Annotated in this window: 18 protein-coding genes and 1 other RNA gene; 8 read left to right on the top strand and 11 right to left on the bottom strand. The window is 24.0% G+C overall.

Annotated features, from left to right (window positions below; all coding sequences use genetic code 11):
- Together hisG and smrB are read right to left on the bottom strand one after the other, a co-directional pair.
- Positions 1-900, bottom strand: coding sequence for an ATP phosphoribosyltransferase (gene hisG, locus BUAMB_RS00475; RefSeq protein ID WP_014499824.1), 900 nt, complete (start codon positions 898-900; stop codon positions 1-3).
- A gap of 288 nt (positions 901-1188) precedes the next feature.
- Complete coding sequence (smrB, locus tag BUAMB_RS00470; protein ID WP_014499823.1) at positions 1189-1725, bottom strand: endonuclease SmrB; 537 nt, start codon at positions 1723-1725, stop codon at positions 1189-1191.
- A 266-nt stretch (positions 1726-1991) separates the two neighbouring features.
- On the opposite strand from smrB, the gene aroC reads away from it, so the two are divergent.
- The 3 genes from aroC (at position 1992) to BUAMB_RS03075 (ending at position 4649) form a co-directional block, all read left to right on the top strand.
- Positions 1992-3056 carry a chorismate synthase gene (gene aroC, locus BUAMB_RS00465; RefSeq protein ID WP_014499822.1) on the top strand — a complete coding sequence of 355 codons (1065 nt, stop codon included), beginning with the start codon at positions 1992-1994 and terminating at the stop codon, positions 3054-3056.
- Positions 3057-3527: 471 nt separating this feature from the next.
- Positions 3528-4412: a 4-hydroxy-tetrahydrodipicolinate synthase gene (gene dapA, locus BUAMB_RS00460; protein ID WP_014499821.1), complete on the top strand. Its 885-nt coding sequence runs from the start codon at positions 3528-3530 to the stop codon at positions 4410-4412.
- A gap of 72 nt (positions 4413-4484) precedes the next feature.
- Positions 4485-4649: a hypothetical protein gene (locus BUAMB_RS03075; RefSeq protein WP_158306989.1), complete on the top strand. Its 165-nt coding sequence runs from the start codon at positions 4485-4487 to the stop codon at positions 4647-4649.
- A 143-nt stretch (positions 4650-4792) separates the two neighbouring features.
- Here the strand turns inward: BUAMB_RS03075 and dapE are convergent, their stop codons facing one another.
- The 4 genes from dapE to BUAMB_RS00440 all read right to left on the bottom strand — a co-directional run bounded on the left by dapE (position 4793) and on the right by BUAMB_RS00440 (position 10454).
- A complete protein-coding gene (dapE, locus tag BUAMB_RS00455; protein ID WP_014499820.1) occupies positions 4793-5920 on the bottom strand; it encodes a succinyl-diaminopimelate desuccinylase in 1128 nt (375 codons plus the stop codon).
- 107 nt (positions 5921-6027) lie between these two features.
- A complete protein-coding gene (gene tkt / locus BUAMB_RS00450) occupies positions 6028-8025 on the bottom strand; it encodes a transketolase (RefSeq protein WP_014499819.1) in 1998 nt (665 codons plus the stop codon).
- A 44-nt stretch (positions 8026-8069) separates the two neighbouring features.
- Positions 8070-9020: a transaldolase gene (gene tal / locus BUAMB_RS00445; RefSeq protein ID WP_014499818.1), complete on the bottom strand. Its 951-nt coding sequence runs from the start codon at positions 9018-9020 to the stop codon at positions 8070-8072.
- 213 nt (positions 9021-9233) lie between these two features.
- Positions 9234-10454 carry a beta-ketoacyl synthase N-terminal-like domain-containing protein gene (locus BUAMB_RS00440; RefSeq protein ID WP_014499817.1) on the bottom strand — a complete coding sequence of 407 codons (1221 nt, stop codon included), beginning with the start codon at positions 10452-10454 and terminating at the stop codon, positions 9234-9236.
- A 137-nt stretch (positions 10455-10591) separates the two neighbouring features.
- Between BUAMB_RS00440 and rsmI the strand changes: the two genes are divergently transcribed.
- Both rsmI and rnpB read left to right on the top strand, forming a co-directional pair.
- Positions 10592-11452, top strand: coding sequence for a 16S rRNA (cytidine(1402)-2'-O)-methyltransferase (gene rsmI / locus BUAMB_RS00435; RefSeq protein WP_014499816.1), 861 nt, complete (start codon positions 10592-10594; stop codon positions 11450-11452).
- Between the two features lie 20 nt (positions 11453-11472).
- Positions 11473-11842: RNase P RNA component class A (rnpB, locus tag BUAMB_RS02985), an RNA gene on the top strand.
- Between the two features lie 80 nt (positions 11843-11922).
- Here the strand turns inward: rnpB and pmbA are convergent.
- Positions 11923-13263: a metalloprotease PmbA gene (pmbA, locus tag BUAMB_RS00425; protein ID WP_014499815.1), complete on the bottom strand. Its 1341-nt coding sequence runs from the start codon at positions 13261-13263 to the stop codon at positions 11923-11925.
- A gap of 180 nt (positions 13264-13443) precedes the next feature.
- Between pmbA and ppa the strand changes: the two genes are divergently transcribed.
- The gene (gene ppa, locus BUAMB_RS00420) at positions 13444-13980 is read left to right on the top strand and encodes an inorganic diphosphatase (RefSeq protein ID WP_014499814.1); all 537 of its coding nucleotides are present in this window, start codon (positions 13444-13446) and stop codon (positions 13978-13980) included.
- 23 nt (positions 13981-14003) lie between these two features.
- On the opposite strand, the gene BUAMB_RS00415 is transcribed toward ppa, so the two are convergent.
- A complete protein-coding gene (locus tag BUAMB_RS00415; RefSeq protein WP_014499813.1) occupies positions 14004-16940 on the bottom strand; it encodes a hypothetical protein in 2937 nt (978 codons plus the stop codon).
- A 213-nt stretch (positions 16941-17153) separates the two neighbouring features.
- Here BUAMB_RS00415 and rpmB point away from each other — a divergent pair, with 213 nt between their 5' ends.
- Both rpmB and rpmG read left to right on the top strand, forming a co-directional pair.
- Positions 17154-17387 (top strand): 50S ribosomal protein L28, encoded by a 234-nt coding sequence (gene rpmB / locus BUAMB_RS00410; RefSeq protein WP_014499812.1) that lies wholly within the window; start codon positions 17154-17156, stop codon positions 17385-17387.
- A gap of 3 nt (positions 17388-17390) precedes the next feature.
- Positions 17391-17558, top strand: coding sequence for a 50S ribosomal protein L33 (rpmG, locus tag BUAMB_RS00405; protein WP_014499811.1), 168 nt, complete (start codon positions 17391-17393; stop codon positions 17556-17558).
- 74 nt (positions 17559-17632) lie between these two features.
- On the opposite strand, the gene fliR is transcribed toward rpmG, so the two are convergent.
- The 3 genes from fliR to fliP form a co-directional block, all read right to left on the bottom strand.
- Positions 17633-18409, bottom strand: coding sequence for a flagellar biosynthetic protein FliR (gene fliR, locus BUAMB_RS00400; RefSeq protein ID WP_014499810.1), 777 nt, complete (start codon positions 18407-18409; stop codon positions 17633-17635).
- Positions 18409-18678 (bottom strand): flagellar biosynthesis protein FliQ, encoded by a 270-nt coding sequence (gene fliQ, locus BUAMB_RS00395; RefSeq protein ID WP_014499809.1) that lies wholly within the window; start codon positions 18676-18678, stop codon positions 18409-18411. The genes fliR and fliQ overlap by 1 nt, the downstream gene beginning before the upstream one ends.
- 63 nt (positions 18679-18741) lie before the next feature.
- A complete protein-coding gene (gene fliP, locus BUAMB_RS03095; RefSeq protein WP_044035092.1) occupies positions 18742-19476 on the bottom strand; it encodes a flagellar type III secretion system pore protein FliP in 735 nt (244 codons plus the stop codon).
- Between the last annotated feature and the right edge of the window lie 61 nt (positions 19477-19537).

Here is a 19537-nt window from a genome sequence, read left to right as displayed (position 1 = left end):
TTACTCCATCATTTTTTCAATTGGCAAAACTAATATTGAACTAGCCCCTAATAATTTTAATTTTTCCATAGTTTCCCAAAACAATGTTTCACTACTAACCATATGCATTGCTACTCGATTTTTATCACCTGCTAATTTTAAAATAGTAGGTTTTTCTGCGCCTTGTAATAATGATATTACTTCATTTAATTTATTTATAGGAGCATGTAACATGATGTATTTAGATTCACGTGCTTTAATAACCCCTTGAATACGTGTCATTAATTTATTGATTATTTCTTTTTTATTGATATTAATATCACCAGTTTTGCAAACAAGACATGCATGCGAATGATAAACTACTTCTACTTCACGTAAACCATTAGCTTCTAATGTTGCTCCTGTAGAAACTAAATCACAAATAGCATCAGCTAAACCAGCCCTAGGTGCTACTTCCACTGATCCATTTAACATACAAGATTTAAATGTAATATTTTTTGAATCTAGATATTTTTTTAATAAATGAGGATATGAAGTTGCTATTCTAATATTTTGTAAAGATGTAATATTAGAATAAATCATATTCACTGGTAATGCTAAAGACAATCTACATATTCCAAAATCAAGTCTTCTTAAGGTAATATAAGAACATTCTAGTTTTTGTGATGTGCGTTTTAATGATTCTTCTTTCAGCACATTTTCTCCTACTATTCCTAAATCTACTATATTATCCATTATGAGACCAGGAATATCATCATCACGCACTAACATGACATCAATAGGCATATTTTCAGCAAAAGCTATCAATTTTTTTTGTTTCAAATTAATTTTAATACCACAACATGTTAATAACTTTATAGAATCATTACTCAAACGACCATTTTTTTGCATCGCTATACGTACACGATTATTTTCAAACATGTTTAAATTCCTTAAAAATTTTTTATCAATAAAAAAGAATCTATACTGAATTTAGTTCAAAAATAAAAAACCCAAAATAAGGGTTTTTAGAAAAATATTACTATAATACTGTGAATAATCTAATCTTTAAATTGTAGTCATAACGATAATAATATTATTATATTTTAAGATTACGAATAATAATTATTTAAATACATAATTTATATAATGTTCAATTATGAACTTATGCATGTATAAAACATTTTTTAAGATAAAATTATGTAATTTAAATTGTAATAAAATATATATTCAAGAATGGATTTCAATTATGACTATAATTGCAGCATCGCTTCCAAAAAATTTAGGAGCTTGATGAAAAGCTATAATATCTGGATGTTGAGATAACCAAAAGGGCGTTTGCTTTTTTAATATATTTTTACCATATCCATGCATAATATGAGCACAAAAAAATTTTTCTTTTTGACATGTCGTAATTAATTCACCTAATGCTTGTTGTGCTTGATATTGTGTTAATCCATGTAAATCAAGAAAAATATCTGGATTATATTTTCCTGCTTGTAAATTTTTTAAGATATTATATGCGCTGTCATGCCGAATATAAGATACAGGATTATCTTTAAATAAATTTTTTTTTTGATTTCTATAAGAAAAATAGTGACTATGAGCATTTTGTTCAAAAATGAAACGTTTAGATATAATATTAGTATTATTTTTTTTATGCATTCGAGAATGAAAAATAGTATCTTGCACTATCTCACGAGTACCATTCAACCATGTACGAAATAAATTCTTCGAATTAATAATATCTCGATTATTTTTATCCATAATTTTAATTACCAATAAAATTAATTCATTGAACAGATTAAAAGTAATATAATTTATTTAAATTTATATAGTTATTTACTTATTTTTATTAATTATATAATTTAGTTTTTATAAAAACAACAAATAAAATATTATTCTTAAAAAATTAATTTTTAAAAAATAATATTTAAAATAAAATATATTTCACGTTTTTAAAAATAAAAATTATGTTTTTATATTTGTTCTGTATAGTTATATTATTCACTTTTATATTTAGAGAAAAAATAATGTCTGGAAATACAATCGGTAAAATATTTTGTGTTACTACTTTTGGTGAATCACATGGAACAGCATTAGGATGTATTGTTGATGGGACACCGCCAGGTCTTAAATTATGTTGTGAAGATTTACAGCACGATTTAAATCGTAGAAGACCAGGTACATCTCGTTATACTACTCCACGTCAAGAACTAGATCAAATTCATATATTGTCTGGTATATTTAATGGTATTACAACCGGTACTAGTATTGGATTAATTATTTATAATAATGATCAACGCTCGCAAGATTATAAGAATATAAAAAATATCTTTCGACCAGGACATGCAGATTATACTTATGAAAAGAAATATGGAATAAGAGATTATCGTGGAGGAGGAAGATCTTCTGCTCGAGAAACTGCAATGCGAGTTGCTGCTGGAGGTATTGCAAAAAAATATCTTTATAATAAATATGGAATTATTATACGTGCATATTTATCTAAAATAGGAAATATAAATTGTCCTTTTAAATCATGGGAAGAAATAGAAAACAATCCTTTTTTTTGCTCTGATCATAAAAAAGTTTTTGAAATTGCAAATTTAATAAAAGATTTAAAAAAAACTGGTGACTCTATTGGAGCTGAAATTACAATTATAGCTGAAAATGTTCCTATAGGACTTGGCGAACCGATTTTCGACCGTCTTGATGCTGACTTAGCACATGCTTTAATGAGTATTAATGCCGTTAAAGGTGTAGAAATTGGAGATGGTTTTCAGGTAGTCAATCAAAAAGGAAGTATACATCGTGATGAAATTACACCAGAAGGATTTAAAACTAATCATGCTGGAGGTATTTTAGGAGGTATTAGTAATGGTGAAAACATTATATTAAAAACAGCTTTTAAACCTACATCAAGTATTTGTAAAAAAGGAAATACAATTAACACAAAAAATGAAAAAGTTTCAATTATTACTAAAGGTAGGCATGACCCATGTGTTGGATTACGTGCAGTACCAATCACTGAAGCTATGGTAGCAATTATTTTGATGGATCATCTATTAAGATTTCGTGCACAATGTAGTGAAAAATAATTTTTTAAAATATTTTAAGTATCCAATTAGAAGCATAATTATTTCTTCAAATTTATAATTTAATTTTTTATTTATTATTACAATAAATTTTCAAATTTCTTTATAGATTATTAAATACTGCCTAATTGTTTCATATGCTAAAATCTTATATTATATATTGTATATATGTTCATTTAAGATTAAATATTATATAAAAAATATTATTTTATACAATAAACAAATGTATTTTATATTGTTTATAAATAAATAAACATTTTAAAAAAATTGAAAATTAAATTATTTTAATAATATAAATAATATTTATAATTATAACATTATTGATATTTTATGATATCAATTATATTTTGTACTATTAATCTTTTAATATATTTTAAAATATATTTTTAAATAGTATATCTATTATTTCTATATATTTTATTTTTAAAATATGTCAAACATCCCATAAGATATTTTTATGGAGGAGCACAAATAATGTTCAAAGGAAGTATTGTTGCACTAATTACACCCATGGATGAAAAAGGTCAAATTTGTCGTTTTAGTTTAAAAAAATTAATTGATTATCATGTATTAAACAAAACTAAAGCTATTGTTTCTATTGGAACAACAGGAGAATCAGCAACACTTAGTCAAGAAGAACACGTTAATATTGTAATGTTAACTTTAGAATTAGCAGATCAACGCATTCCAGTTATTGCTGGAACAGGGGCTAACGCAACAACAGAAGCTATATCTTTAACAAAAAGATTTGAAAAATCTGGTATTTGTGGTTGTCTAAGTGTTACACCTTACTATAATAAACCTACTCAAGAAGGATTATATGAACATTTTAAAGCTATTTCAGAAAATACTGAATTACCACAAATTTTATATAATGTTCCTAGTCGTACAGGATGTGATTTATTACCCAAAACGGTTGCTAGATTAGCTAAATTGAAAAATATCATAGGCATTAAAGAAGCAACAGGAGATTTATCAAGAATAAATAAAATAAAAGAAATGGTCAAAAATGATTTTTTATTAATTAGTGGAGATGATGCTACAGCATTAGATTTTATGCAATTAGGTGGTGAAGGGGTAATATCAGTTACAGCAAATATCGCGGCAAGAGAAATGGCAAAAATTTGTTCTTATGCACTTAAAGGGGACTTTTTCAATGCACGATCGATTAATAAACGTTTAAGATTATTACATGAAGCACTATTTATAGAACCTAATCCTATTCCAGTAAAATGGTTAGCTAAAAAAATAGGATTAATCAAAAATAATACACTACGTTTGCCAATGACACCAATTTTACATTCTACTTGTTTGCAACTGGAAAAAGCTATTCAATATGCTAATATTTCAAAAAAATAAAAATTTTTAAACATTATAATCATATTACAAATTCTTAGTACATTATTTACTTCTTCTTGTATGCTAAAAAATATGTATCAAAATCATGATTCAAACTTTAAACAAGTCAATAGTCAATTAAAAGAATTAATTATGCCAAAAGGAATTAGTATTCCTATGAAAAATGAAGAATATAGTATCCCTTATCAAGATAAAGATCTAGAAGAAAAAAATTATAATATCTTGCCTCCTGTATAAAAATATAATTTTTTAAAAATAAAATCAGATTAAAAAATATATTTGTATAATATATTAATTTATATTAATTGATGCAGCTTATCTTAATGATATTCTGCATCTGATATCAATGATGATAATAATTATATAAATATTTTTTTAAATTATGTCAGTAATCTTTTCATTATATCTTCATAAATACAACTTAATATTTGCAAATCAGATATTTTTACACACTCATTAATTTTATGAATTGTGTTATTTGTTAAACCTAATTCAATAACTTCAGCTCCCATTAAAGCAATAAATCTACCATCAGAGGTACCACCTGAAGTAGATAAAATAGGTTTTTTTTTATTAAAAAATTTAATAGATTGCATAACAGTATCTATCAATATACCTTTCTTAGTAAGAAAAGGTTGCCCTGAAATATCCCATTTTATCGAATAATCAATTTTATTTTCATTTAATATATTAATAATTTGTGATTGAATTTTTAGTTCCGATGTTTCTGTACTAAAACGAATATTAAATTGCACAAATAATGATTTCGGAATAATGTTACTAATTCCTTCTCCAGAATGAATATTAGCAATATTTATGCTAGTTGGTGAAAAAAATTCATTTCCATCATCTAACTTCATAGATAATATTTTAAGAATAATTGGTAATGCTTTATGTATTGGATTATCTGCTAAATGAGGATACGCAATATGTCCTTGCATTCCATTAATAGTAATATTAGCAGTAATAGAACCACGTCGTCCATTTTTTATAACATCTCCAATTGTTTTAGTACTAGATGGTTCTCCTACTATACAGTAGTCAATTATATCATTTTGATTTTGTAAATATTCTACTACTTTCGTAGTACCATTAATTGCACTTGATTCTTCATCTGAAGTAATTAAAAAAGATAATCGTCCTGTATGATATGGAAATTTTTTTATAAAATTTTCAGAAGCGATAATCATAGATGCTAAAGCACCTTTCATATCTGAAGCACCTCGACCAAATACAAATCCATTACGAATCACTGGATCAAAAGGATTTGTATCCCAATCTTCATATTTTCCTGGTGATACTACATCTGTATGTCCTAAAAATGTCAATGTTTTTCCAATACCTCTAAAAGCCCATAAATTTTTTGTATCATTAATATTAATTTGTTTAATTGTAAATCCCATGGAACATAAACGTTTAATAATAATATTTTGACAACCTAAATCTTGTGGACTAATAGACGGAATAGAAATTAACTGTTGTGCTAATTTAGTAATTGAGCAAATCATATTACCTCTAAATGAAAATTTATATATTCATAAATATTATTTTATGTTTATATAAAAACGGGGCTATAGTTTAGCCCCATGATAATTCAAATTAATTTAAAAAACTATTAAGATTGTAAGAAAATTATTGATTTTTTAACTACATTATCTATAGTAAAACCAAATTTTTTAAATAAATCTTCCGCTGGAGCTGATGCACCAAATGTTTTCATACCAATGATTAAACCATTAATTCCTACATATTTGTACCAAAAATCTTCTATACTTGCTTCAATTGCAACTTTTTTTATAACATAAGATGGTAATACAGATTGTTTATATGTAGAATCTTGTCGATCAAATACATTAGTAGAAGGCATAGATACTACGCGTGTAGAATATCCTAAACATGTCAATTTTTTTGCAGCCATTAAAGTAATATAAAGCTCTGAACCAGTAGATATAAAAATAATATCCAATGGTTTATCAGAATCATATAATATATATCCTCCATAAGAAATATTATTTAATGTTTTAGAATTTCTAGAAAATTGAGGTAAATTTTGACGTGATAAAATTAATGCTGTTGGTCCTGATTTTTTCTCAATAGCATGTTTCCAAGCTACTGCTGTTTCCACTTGATCACTAGGTCTCCATACATCTATATTAGGAGTCATACGTAAACTAGCTATTTGTTCTATAGGTTGATGTGTAGGACCGTCTTCACCTAATCCAATAGAATCATGAGTATATACAAAAATATGTTTTGTATTCATTAAAGCAGCCATACGAACCGCATTTCTTGCATATTCAACAAATATTAAAAATGTAGCAGTATAAGGAATAAAACCACCATGATGAGCTATTCCATTTGCAATAGCAGTCATTCCAAATTCACGAACCCCATAATGAATATAATTACCTGATAAATTATCTTTTATCGAATTGCAATTAGACCACATAGTTAAATTGCTAGGTGATAAATCAGCTGAACCACCAATTAATTCAGGTAAAATATTAGCATATTTCTCTAATGTATTTTGAGAAGCTTGTCGACTTGCAATATTTTTTTTATTATTTTGTAAAAAATGAATATAATTATTAGTGATTTTATTCCAATTATGAGGCAATTTTTGATTAATTCGTCTTAAATATTCTGATGATAAATCAGGATATTTTGATTGATATAAAGCAAATAATTCGTTCCATTGTTTTTCTAATTCTAAACCTTTTTTGATATAATTCCATTTTTTATAAATTTTATCAGGAATTTTAAAAGAAGAATAATTCCAGTTTAAATGTTCTCGAGTTAAAGAAATCTCCATTTCACCAAGAGGAGCTCCATGTGATTCTGATGTTCCTGATTTATTAGGGGAACCAAAACCAATAATCGTATTACAAATAATAATTGATGGTTTATTTTTCACTGATTGAGCTATTTTGATGCTTTTATTAATTATATTTGCATTGTGACCATCTATATTGTCTATCACATGCCAATTATAAGCTTCAAAACGTTTTGCAGTATCATCTGTAAACCAATTTGATACTTTACCATCTATTGAAATACCATTTTTATCATAAAAAATAATTAATTTACCAAGATTTAAAGTACCAGCTAAAGAACATACTTCATGAGAAATTCCTTCCATTAAACAACCATCACCTAAAAAAACCCAAGTATAATGATCAATAATATTATATCCTGTTCTATTAAAATAAGCACTTAAAGTTCTTTCAGCGATTGCCATACCTACAGCATTAGCTAATCCTTGACCTAAAGGACCAGTAGTTATTTCGACACCAGGTGTTTCACCTATTTCAGGATGCCCTGGAGTTTTTGAATGAAGTTGTCTAAAATTTTTTAATTCTTCTATTGATAAATTATACCCTGTCAGATGTAATAAACTATATAACAACATCGAACCATGTCCATTTGATAATATAAATCGATCACGATTATACCAATTTGGATTTTTAGGATTATGTTTTAAAAAATCTCTCCACAAAACTTCTGCAATATCAGCCATACCCATAGGCATTCCAGGATGTCCTGATTTTGCATTTTGAACAGAATCTATACTTAACATACGAATTGCATTAGCTAATTCTTTTCGTGAACACATATATTTTCCTTAAAATTATACATATCTTATGAAATTTTAAAATATTATATTCTTTTAGACAGTATTTTTTCTAATTCCAGTTGATCTTGTCCAAAATGACGTATACCTTCAGATAACTTTTGAACAGCCATCGCATCTTGATTATGTTCCCATCTAAACTCATCTTCAGATAATGAGACAGGAGATGATAATAGAATATTAGGAAGGTTAAGCTGTCGTTCTATTGTTCCAGTATAGGATTTTAATTCTTTTAATAAGATAGGTGAAATAGTTAATTTATCGCATCCAGATAAGCATAATATTTGTTGAATATTACGAAAACTTGCAGCCATAATAATCGTTTTATAATTATGTTTTTTATAATAATCATAAATCTTACACACTGACATAACACCAGGATCTTTTCCTGTAAAAGATTTAGATAATAAATTTTGCGAAACATACCAATCATAAATTCGACCAACAAAGGGAGAAATCAAAAACACGTTTGATTCAGCACATGCTCGTGCTTGAGCAAATGAAAATAACAAAGTTAAATTACAAGAAATATTATCTTTCATTAGTTCTTCTGCAGCTTTAATACATTCCCAAGTTGCAGCTAGTTTAATTAAAACTCTATTTCTCGAAATGCCTGCTTCTTCATATAAATTAATTAATTTATGTGCTTTTAAAATACATTTTTCTGTACTAAAAGATAGACGGGCATCAACTTCACTAGAAATATAACCTGGAATATTTTTTAAAATTTCTATTCCGAGATCAACTAATATTTTATCGCTGGCATTAATTATTTTATCTTTAAATGAACCTCCTTTCTGTTTAGCGTATTGTACAGCTTGTGCTATAAATTTTTGATTTTTATCTATGCTAACTGCTTGAAGTATTAAAGACGGATTAGTAGTAGCATCTTGAGGTTGATATTTACATATAGATTCTATATCACTTGTATCTGCTACAATAGTAGAAAATTGCTTTAAAATATTTAATTGATTCATATTCAATTCCTATTGTGTTATATAAAATTTTTTTAATGTCAAGATATGACTGCTTAAAGTTAAGATATATTTTATATAATTACATGATATGTTTTAATAATAAAAAATCATTTTAATATTTTCCATATTAAAATGATTTTTTATTATTAACACTATAAACAATAAAATATTTAATATTCTTAATTGAATAAGATATAACAATAACATATAATATTAATATTTTTTTATTATTAATGAAACATTTGAGCCACCAAAACCAAAACTATTAGACATAGCTGTATTAATTTTTACATTAGTGATTTTCTGAATAATATTCATATTTTCTGCATTAGAATCTAATTTTTTAATATTAATTGTCGGAGCGATAAAATTATGTTTCAGCATTAATAATGTATAAATCATCTCATGCACGCCTGATGCTCCTAACGCATGACCAGTCATAGATTTGGTTGCAGATATCATTGGCTGATTTTCATGTAAAAATGCTGTTTTTATAGCACGCAATTCTATTAAATCACCGATTTTAGTAGAAGTTCCATGCGCATTAATATAATCAATAAATATATCTTTATTTTGTTTTGCTAAATTCATGCAACGAACGGCTCCATCTCCTGATGGTATAACCATATTATAACCATCAGATGTTGCTCCGTACCCAATAATTTCTGCATAAATATGAGCTGAACGAGATAAAGCGCAATTTAATTCTTCAATAACTAATATCCCTGCTCCACCTGAAATAACAAAACCATCACGATCTACATCATAAACACGTGATGCTTGTTTAGGATTTTGATTAAAATTAGCAGATAAAACTTTCATAACATCAAATTGATGAGCTAATTCTACACTTAACTCTTCACCCCCACCTGCAAAAATAAGATCTTGTTTTCCAGATTGAATTAATTCAAATGCATTTCCAATACAATGTGCAGAAGTAGCACAGGCTGAACTAATAGAATAACTAACTCCATGAATTTTAAATAAAACAGATAAACAAGCAGATATTGTAGATGGCATAGTTTTAATAGCAAGATAAGGACTAGTAATATTTGAAATATATTTTTTTTTAACATGACATTTATGATAATGAATAAAACTTTCTGTAAAACTACATCCTGATCCTGTAATAATTCCTACACGAGGATTATTTTGATAATATTGATTTGTTATATTTGCATCTTTTATAGCTTCAAGCATAGTTATAAATGAATATCTAGACGCATTGTTCATAAATCGATTGATTTTATTTATTATCATATAATTTTTTGGCAATTTAATACTACCCCAAATATTACTACGCATATTTAATTGTTGCATTTCTTCTGAAAAAACAATTCCAGAAACACCATGATATAAAGAATTTAATACTTCTTCTTTATTATTACCAATACTAGAAATAATACCAATACCTGTAATAACTACACGTTTCATATTTTAATCCTTTTACTCATTACACATCATAAATACAGTTAAAATAAAATAATAAAAAACAAAAAATATTTTATTTTAATCAAAATATTCGAGATAATCTTTATTATTATAAATATAATAATATTTTATGGAAAAAAATGAATCAAAATTATACTGGTATGCTATATGTTGTACCAACTCCAATTGGTAATTTATTAGATATAACTCATAGAGCATTAGAAGTATTAAAAAAGGTTAATATAATTGCTGCGGAAAATATTCAACACACTAATATTTTACTTCAGCATTTTAATATTAAAAATTATTTAATATCAATGAATAAAGATAATGAAAAGAAACAAAGTGATCATTTAATTAAAGAATTAAAAAAAGGAAAAACAATTGCTTTAGTATCTAATGCAGGCACTCCAATTATTAATGATCCTGGTAATCTATTAATAAAAAAATGTCATAATTTTAATATTCAAGTAATTCCTCTTCCTGGACCTTGTGCTGCTATTACTGCGTTAAGCGCCTCTGGTCTCATGTATAATCGTTTTTGTTATGAAGGGTTTTTGCCTTCTAAAAAAACAGAAAGACAAAATTTATTATATTCTTTAAGAAAAGAAACACGACCAATTATTTTTTATGAAACAAAGTATAGAATACTTGAAAGTATGCAAGATATAATAGAGCAAATAGATAAAAATAGATATATAGTAATAGCTAGAGAAATTACAAAAAAATGGGAATCTATTTATGGAGCAACAGCTATTTCATTGCTCAAATGGCTGAAAGAAGAAAAAAATCGTTATAAAGGCGAAATAGTAATTATTATTGATGGTTATAAAAAATTAAAAAATGATACTTTAAATCAAAAAATATTAGACACTTTTTTTATTTTAAGAAATTTCTGTACCTTAAAAACATCAGTTTTAATTACTTCTAAAATACATGATTTTAATAAAAATAATTTATATCAATATGTTATAAAAAATAAAAATGACAAAATTATTTAAATATTGTATAATTAATATTTGAAGTTGACCAAACAGTCGCTGTTTAATTTTTATAAGATTAAAAAGAGGAAAGTCCGGGCTCCATAGAGCAAGGTGCCAGATAACATCTGGAAAGCGTAAGCTTATGACAAGTGCAACAGAAAAAAACCACCTATTTATTGTCATAAATACGGAAAGGGTGAAAAGGCGTGGTAAGAGCACACCGCATAATTGGCAACAATTATGGCTAGGTAAACTCCACCTGGAGCAAAGCCAAATATAAGGTTCAGTTGAAATTTTGTGCTGCTCGTACTATATAAATCTTGGGTAGGCTGCTTGAATTAATAAGTGATTATTAATCTAGATGAATGACTGTTAACACAGAACCCGGCTTATAGGTCAACTTCATTATATAAAAAAATTTTCTTCAATAAGTATTAAAGGTAATAAATTTATTACCTTTAATTTTTTAAAAAATGCATTTTTCTAATTTAATTTCCAGATACTTGTATTTCAGATAATAAAACTGAACCACATTGAATATTATTTCGTATATCAATATCATTACTAATACTAACAATATTATCCCACATACTTCTTAAATTTCCAGATATTGTGATCCCATGAATAGGATAAGAAATTTTTCCTTGTTCTATCCAAAAACCTACAGCACCTCGTGAATAATTTCCATTAATAATATCTACACCTTGCCCCATTAATTCAGTGATTAATATACCTTTATTCATATTTTTTAATAATTCTGAAAAAGATATATTACTATGTGAAACTAACCAATTATAAATTCCACCACAATTTCCTGTACTATCTAATTGTAGTTTACGAGCATTATAACTATTTAATAACCATGTTTGCAAAATTCCATTACGAATAATATATTTAATATTTGTAGATACACCTTCATTATCAAATGGTTTGCTGCCCAAACCTTGTTTTATATGAGGATTCTCTATAATATCTAACCAATCAGGAAAAATTTTATTTTTTAAATCATTAATTAAAAATGTAGATTTTTGATATACATGATTACCACTAATTGCAGAAATAAGATGTGAAAAAAACATATAAGATATTGAAGATAAAAAAATAATTGGTGATTTCATTGTAGCTATTTTTTTAGAACCTAATCTAGATACAGCACGTTTAGCACTATTTTGACCTAATATTTCTGGTTTTAATAAATTATCTATTTTTCTTGAAATAGAATAATCAAAATCTCTTTGCATAGAATATTGATCTTTTGCAATCATACAAGTATAACTTGAATAACGCGTCGATTTATATTTTTGCAACATACCTAAACTATTTCCAAAAATATTTATCGTCATATGTCCATTAAAAAAACTACCTTCACTATTAACAATTCTGTTATCAAATTTAAAAGCTTCTTGTTCTGATAGAACAGAAAATTTAATTGCATTTTCTATATTCCATTCCCATGGATGAAATAAATCAAGTTCTAGTGCATTAAAACATAAATTTTTTCTATCCGGTAATCCTGAAAAGAAGTCAGAAGAAGTATATTTTGAAATATTAATAGCCATTTCTAACATATTTTTTATTCCATGCATACTAAAATCTTTTGATGATACAGTACCTTTAGAAAATTTATTATATACTGTAATAAACAATGCACCATCACTATTAAATTCAACATTCTCTACAATACTATTTCTTATATTAACACTAATTCCTATAGTTTTTTTTATATACACTTCAATAGAAATATTTTTATTTTTAGACAATTCTAACGTCTTTTGAACAGTATTTAATAATGATAATTCTTCTGTTTCTATATCTTTAATTAGTTCCATATATTATAAATCCTTAAAATTATATATTTATATAAAATATTATATTAAAAAATACTAAAAATGAATATAACTTAATAGTTATAAAAAATAGATATAATTATTCTTCAATGTTAAAATGCTTACTTTCATTGAATTATTAAATTATATTAATAAAAAAAATATTATTAAAGGAAAACTATAATGAGCTTTAAAAATATTAAAGCAGGTGATAATATACCGCATGATATATATGTTATTATAGAAATATCATCCAATTCATCGCCTATAAAATATGAAATGGATAAGCAATCAGGTGTACTTTTTGTTGATCGTTTTATACCTACTCCTATGTTTTATCCCTGTAACTATGGATATATTAATCAAACTTTATCGTTAGATGGCGATCCTTTAGATGTCTTAGTTCCTTCACATTATCCAATACAATCAAATTCTATAATTCATTGTAAACCAATTGGAATATTAAAAATGAATGATGAATCAGGAAATGATGCTAAAATTATAGCTGTACCAAAGAGTAAAATTTGTGAACAATATAAAAATATAAATGATATTTCAGATATATCAGAACTATTAAAACAACAAATTAGTCATTTCTTTAAATATTATAAAAAATTAGAAAAAGAAAAATGGGTAAAAATTATTGATTGGGGAAATGCTCAAGAAGCTAAATTAGAAATTAATAACGCATACCATCGTGCGAAAAATATATCAATTTAAATATTTTCAAAAATCATTCTCAATTAAAAAATAAAATTTTTTTCATTAATTTTAAAACAAAAAAAAGGTAATTTTATAAACCCCATTAAATCATATTGTGATAGTAAATAATGTAAATTTAAATATGAAGAAAATTTCACCTGAATTTTTGAAAAAATGAACATAGATATTTTGTTACTATTAAAAATAAGATGCCATTCTGTTTTAGGATAATTATTTTGAAAAGATGGATATAATTTAAATAATATTTTACCTTTCTTTATTGTAATTTCTTGATTAATTTTTATAGTATGAATTTTTTTTGGTAAATAAGGAAAAAATAAAGTGATATATTTTAATATATTATTACTTTTAATATAAATATCTTGCAAATTAATATCAGCCAAAATTTTAGGCTGATAAATAGTTCCAAAAAATTTTATCTTACTGCTAAATAAACCATTTATTGCATTGTTATTAGAAGAAAAAAAATTTAAAAATGAAATAGGAAAATTAATAAAATAACATTTACCATTGATATTTTTTTGATGATAAATATTTATAATATTTAAATATCCGAATATCATATCATTTTTTGATGATTTTTTTATTTTTTTAATCATCCATTTACTTTTTAAAGTATTATTTACTAAATTTATAGATAATTTTAACAAATCGATTTTTTCTAAAAATATTTTTTTATTTTGATTTTTTTCTAATTCTATATTAGTACCTGTTAAAAAAATTTTTCCATTAGAAAGACCATTTCTTAAAAAACTTTTTAAGTATCCTTTAATAAATAAATTACTTCTAAAATTTATAAAAGGTTTATTGAAAATATCCAAAGAAGATAATTTTTTATTATAGAATATAGATGATAATCTTTCTTTTTGTTTCATACTATTTTTATAAAAATTATTTAATTTATCATTAATATTATAATAATTGAATGCAAATATATTTTGAAAATTAACTTGCCCTAAGCATGTTCTAATATTTATTGTTTTTAATAAACTATACCTTATTCCTGTTTGTTTATTAAATATTCCATTTATTGTAAAATTTATATAAAAATTTTTACTTTTTAATAAAAAATCAAAATGCTGTTCATAATTATGAAAATAGGTTTGAATACGTAAATTATTAATATAAGTATCATAAAAACTAATTTTTTTCGCATCTAATAAAAAATTTCCTGAAATAATATTCTTAACATTCATATTTGTAAAGATTTTAACATTGTTAATATGTATACGATTAGTATATAAATTCGCAGCTAAAATTTTTCCAGTTAAAATAGAAAGCATATTATTTCCATACAATTTTGCTTGAGCTGTAATTTTCCCTTTTAAATTAGGATAAAAATAATTCAAATGATTTGCATAAATTGATGAATATATATTATATTTTTGTCCTATAAAACCTTTTAAAAATAACTTATTTTTTCCTATAGAAAAATTTATTTTTGGAATATTTAATATATTATTATTTCGATAATAAAAAGACCCTAATATAGCTAATTTTTTCTTCATAAACTTAAGATCTAAATTAATCTTAGGAATATATAAATTTGTTGTATTATTATAATTATTAGTGAATATATTCATTTTTCCTATTAATTTTAATATATTTTTATTATATTTTAGATTATCTATAATAGATTTTTTTGTTTTATCGTTTTTAATATTCATAGGAAATAATTGAAGTCTTTTTAAAAATATATTTTTTAAATTTCCTTGTCCTTCAACATGAAAAAAAATTGTAGGTAATCCTCTTAAAACAAATTTATTTTTTAAAGATATTAAATAATTATTTCTTTGTCCTTTTATACAAGCATTTAAATTAATAAACTTTAAAAAATATTTATTTTTTACAGGCCAAAATAAATTATAACTATCTAATTTTAGATTAAATGGATGATTAATATCATTCAATAATACTGATCCATGAATTTTAAATTTATATAAATATTTAGATTGTAATGTAAATATAAATTTTTTGTTGACATATGATTTAAACACAATATTTATACTTTTGTTGTTTAGTTTTGGTATAATTATTTTATTATTAATGAGAGATGAAATAGAAGAATTATTATGAAATATAATCTTTCCAAAAGATTTTATTCTTAAAATATTAGAATTTATTTTAATAGTTTTGATGTCTAAAATTTTATCTTTTATTTTAGCTTGTAATGCTATCTGGAATGAACTAAAATTTTTATTATGAAAAATTTTTATTGTGTTACATTGTAAATATTGTAAATCAATGTTGAATGGAACACATACTTGAGAAGTATTTGAACAATATTTCAAAAAACTATATATTTTTTTAACATGATTCAATTTCTTCATTAAATTAAATGGTTTGATTGTATTATTTTTTTTAAAAATTATTTTAGATGATGTTACATGAGGTAGTATTAAATTGATGTTATTAATATAAGTAGGTAAAAATAAAATATCATTATTGATTAATTGGATACCAGTTAAAATATTAAAAAATAATACGTTGATTTGAGAAGATCGAAAAAAAAACTTATCTACATGTATTTTTTGAAATATCATTGGATATTTAATTAATATATTTTTTTTTGAAATATTATTAGATACATTTTTGTTAGAAATATTATTGTTGTTAGAAATATTATTAGATGTATTATCGTTTAATAAAACAATTAAATTTTTTATTTGAATATCTTTAAAAACTGTTGATATTTTAAATAAAGATTTAGTATCCAATATTACATGGACACTATCAGCTCTGATAGAAAAACCTAAAATATCATATTGAATATTTTTTAATAAAAAATCACGCCAATTGCCTGATATCTTTTCTACTTTAAATTCTATAAAAAAACGATTGGCAAAATTAAAAATCCATTTAAAACCTATATTAGTTTCTAATAGTAATACAAAAGTAATAAGTAGAATAGAAAAAAACATCAAAGATCTAGATAAGAATCTCTGATATATTTTCATATAAATTGTCCTAATTTAACATTAATTTAATAATATATAATATTATTTAAATAATAATCAATATAATATAACATTTTTATATTAAAAAATTTATTTAAAATTTTTTATTTAAAAAAAATTAGAAAAAATTAAACGACTATTATAGTCTTTTATAATATGTTAAAATATTCTTTTTAAAATTATATAACTTAATTAAATTTAAGAGAAAAAATTATGTCACGTATTTGTCAAGTTACTGGAAAAAAAAGAATGATTGGAAACAATCGATCTCACGCAATGAATGCGACTAAAAGAAAATTTTTAATTAACATTCAATATCATCGATTTTGGGTTGCTGATCAAAAAAGATTTGTTAAATTACGTGTTTCAACTAATGGTATGCGCTGTATCGATAAAAATGGAATCGAAGCAGTCATACAAAAAATAAATCTTAAAAAATTAAGGTAATTTATGGCTAAAAAAAATCGTGAAAAAATAAAAATGATATCTTCTGCAGGAACTGGTCATTATTATACGACAACTAAAAATAAAAGAAATACACCAGATAAATTAAAATTTAAAAAATATGATCCTGTAATTCAAAAACATGTTTTATATAATGAAGGTAAAATTAAATAAAAAAATAACTTATTTGATATATGAAAAAACTAAAGTATAATTTTCCTAAAAAAATTATACTTTATTTATAAAAATTAAATCTGTATAAAAGTATTAGTGATAAAAATAATTAACTCGTTCATTAAATGTTCAAAAAATGGAAGTATATTAGGTATTAAAAAATATAAAACTAATATTCCAATAAATAAATTTAATGGAAAACCAATTGAAAAAATAGATATCTGAGGAGATAAACGATTTAACAAACCCATCATACAACTTAATACTAATAAAATGATTATTATTGGTAAAATAAAAATTATACCATTGAAAAAAAAATAACTAGAAAATTTTAATAAAACAAAAAAAATATTTGCATTTAAAAAATAACTATCAATAGGTATACTGTAAAAACTATCAATTAATATAGAAATCAAATGTAAATGAGTATCGAGTACAAGAAAAAAAAATAAAGTTAAAATATTTAACAAACGAGATATTATAGAATTTCCAAGATGTATATTATTACTAAAAATAACAGAAAATGATAAACCCATTTGTAAACTTATAACCTCACCAGCTAAATTAATTGCAATAAATAAAAATTGTGCAACAAAACCTAATACACAACCAATTAATATTTGCTGAATAAATAATAATAAACCAAAATATGAAAATAATATTGTATGTACTTCAGGCAAGAATGGAGCAATTAACCAACTAATTATTCCAGATAAAATTATTTTATTCTTTTTATTTAAAATTTTATTATTAAAAATAGGTATAACAGAAAGAAATGATAAAATTCGCACCATAGGCCAGAAACAATTGCTAATGAATGTCATTAATTCTAAACTATTAAAAGTTAACATTATTTTATAATCAATGGTATATTTGTAAATAAATTATGCGTATAATCTAGCATAACACCTAACATCCAGGGACCTAATATTACAATTATACTTATAACAGAAATAATCTTTGGAATAAAAGAAAGTGTTTGTTCATTCACTTGTGTAGCTGCTTGTAATATACTAATAATTAAACCACTAATTAAAGCTGCTAATAATAATGGTGATGCAAGCATTAATGTTACTTTCATTGCATCATGAAACAATTCCATTACATATTCAGATGTCATTAATTAATATCTCCATTGAAAAATTTAAATACGATTTAATATATCAAAATATTTATAAAAATATTATGTATTAAAACTTTCTGCTAATGAAGTAATTAATAATTGCCACCCATCAACTAATACAAATAACATTAATTTAAAAGGTAAAGAAATTGTTGAAGGTGGTACCATCATCATACCTAGAGCCATTAAAACACTAGCTACTACTAAGTCAATAATTAAAAACGGTATAAAAATTGTAAAACCTATTTGAAAAGCTGTTTTTAATTCACTAGTCATAAAAGATGGTAATAAAATACGCATAGGTATATCATTCATATCTTTATACGTAGAAATATGTGCTAATTTTGAAAATAATTCTAAATCTGTTGTTCGTGTTTGATTTAACATAAACTTTTTTAAAGGAACTGCACCTTTTAAAATCGCATCTTCCATATTTAATTTATCTTCACTAAATGGCACATAAGCATCTTTATAAATTGTATCAAATGTAGGAGACATTACAAAAAAAGTCAAAAAAAGTGCTAAACCAAGTAATATCTGATTAGATGGAGCATATGGCGTTCCTAATGCATTTCGTAATAGGCCAAATACAATAATAATTCTAGTAAAACTTGTCATCATTAAAAGAAATGCTGGAAGAAATGTTAAAGATGTTAAAAAAACTAATGTTTGTATAGGTACAGACCATGTTTGTCCTCCGTCTTCTAACATATGACTTGTTATTCCGGGTATTTGAGCGTTAACATTTGGACACAATAGTAATAAAAATACAATTGAAATAATTTTATAAAACATTTTTTTTTTCCAGAATATTTTAGAAAAATTTCTTAAAAAATAATTAAAATATTTTTTTTTA

Origin of the sequence: Buchnera aphidicola str. Ua (Uroleucon ambrosiae) (genome assembly GCF_000225465.1) — a bacterium.
Lineage (GTDB): Bacteria > Pseudomonadota > Gammaproteobacteria > Enterobacterales > Enterobacteriaceae > Buchnera > Buchnera aphidicola_B.
Note: the sequence above shows the minus strand (reverse complement) of the source record. Positions and strands in the feature narration are given on the sequence as shown.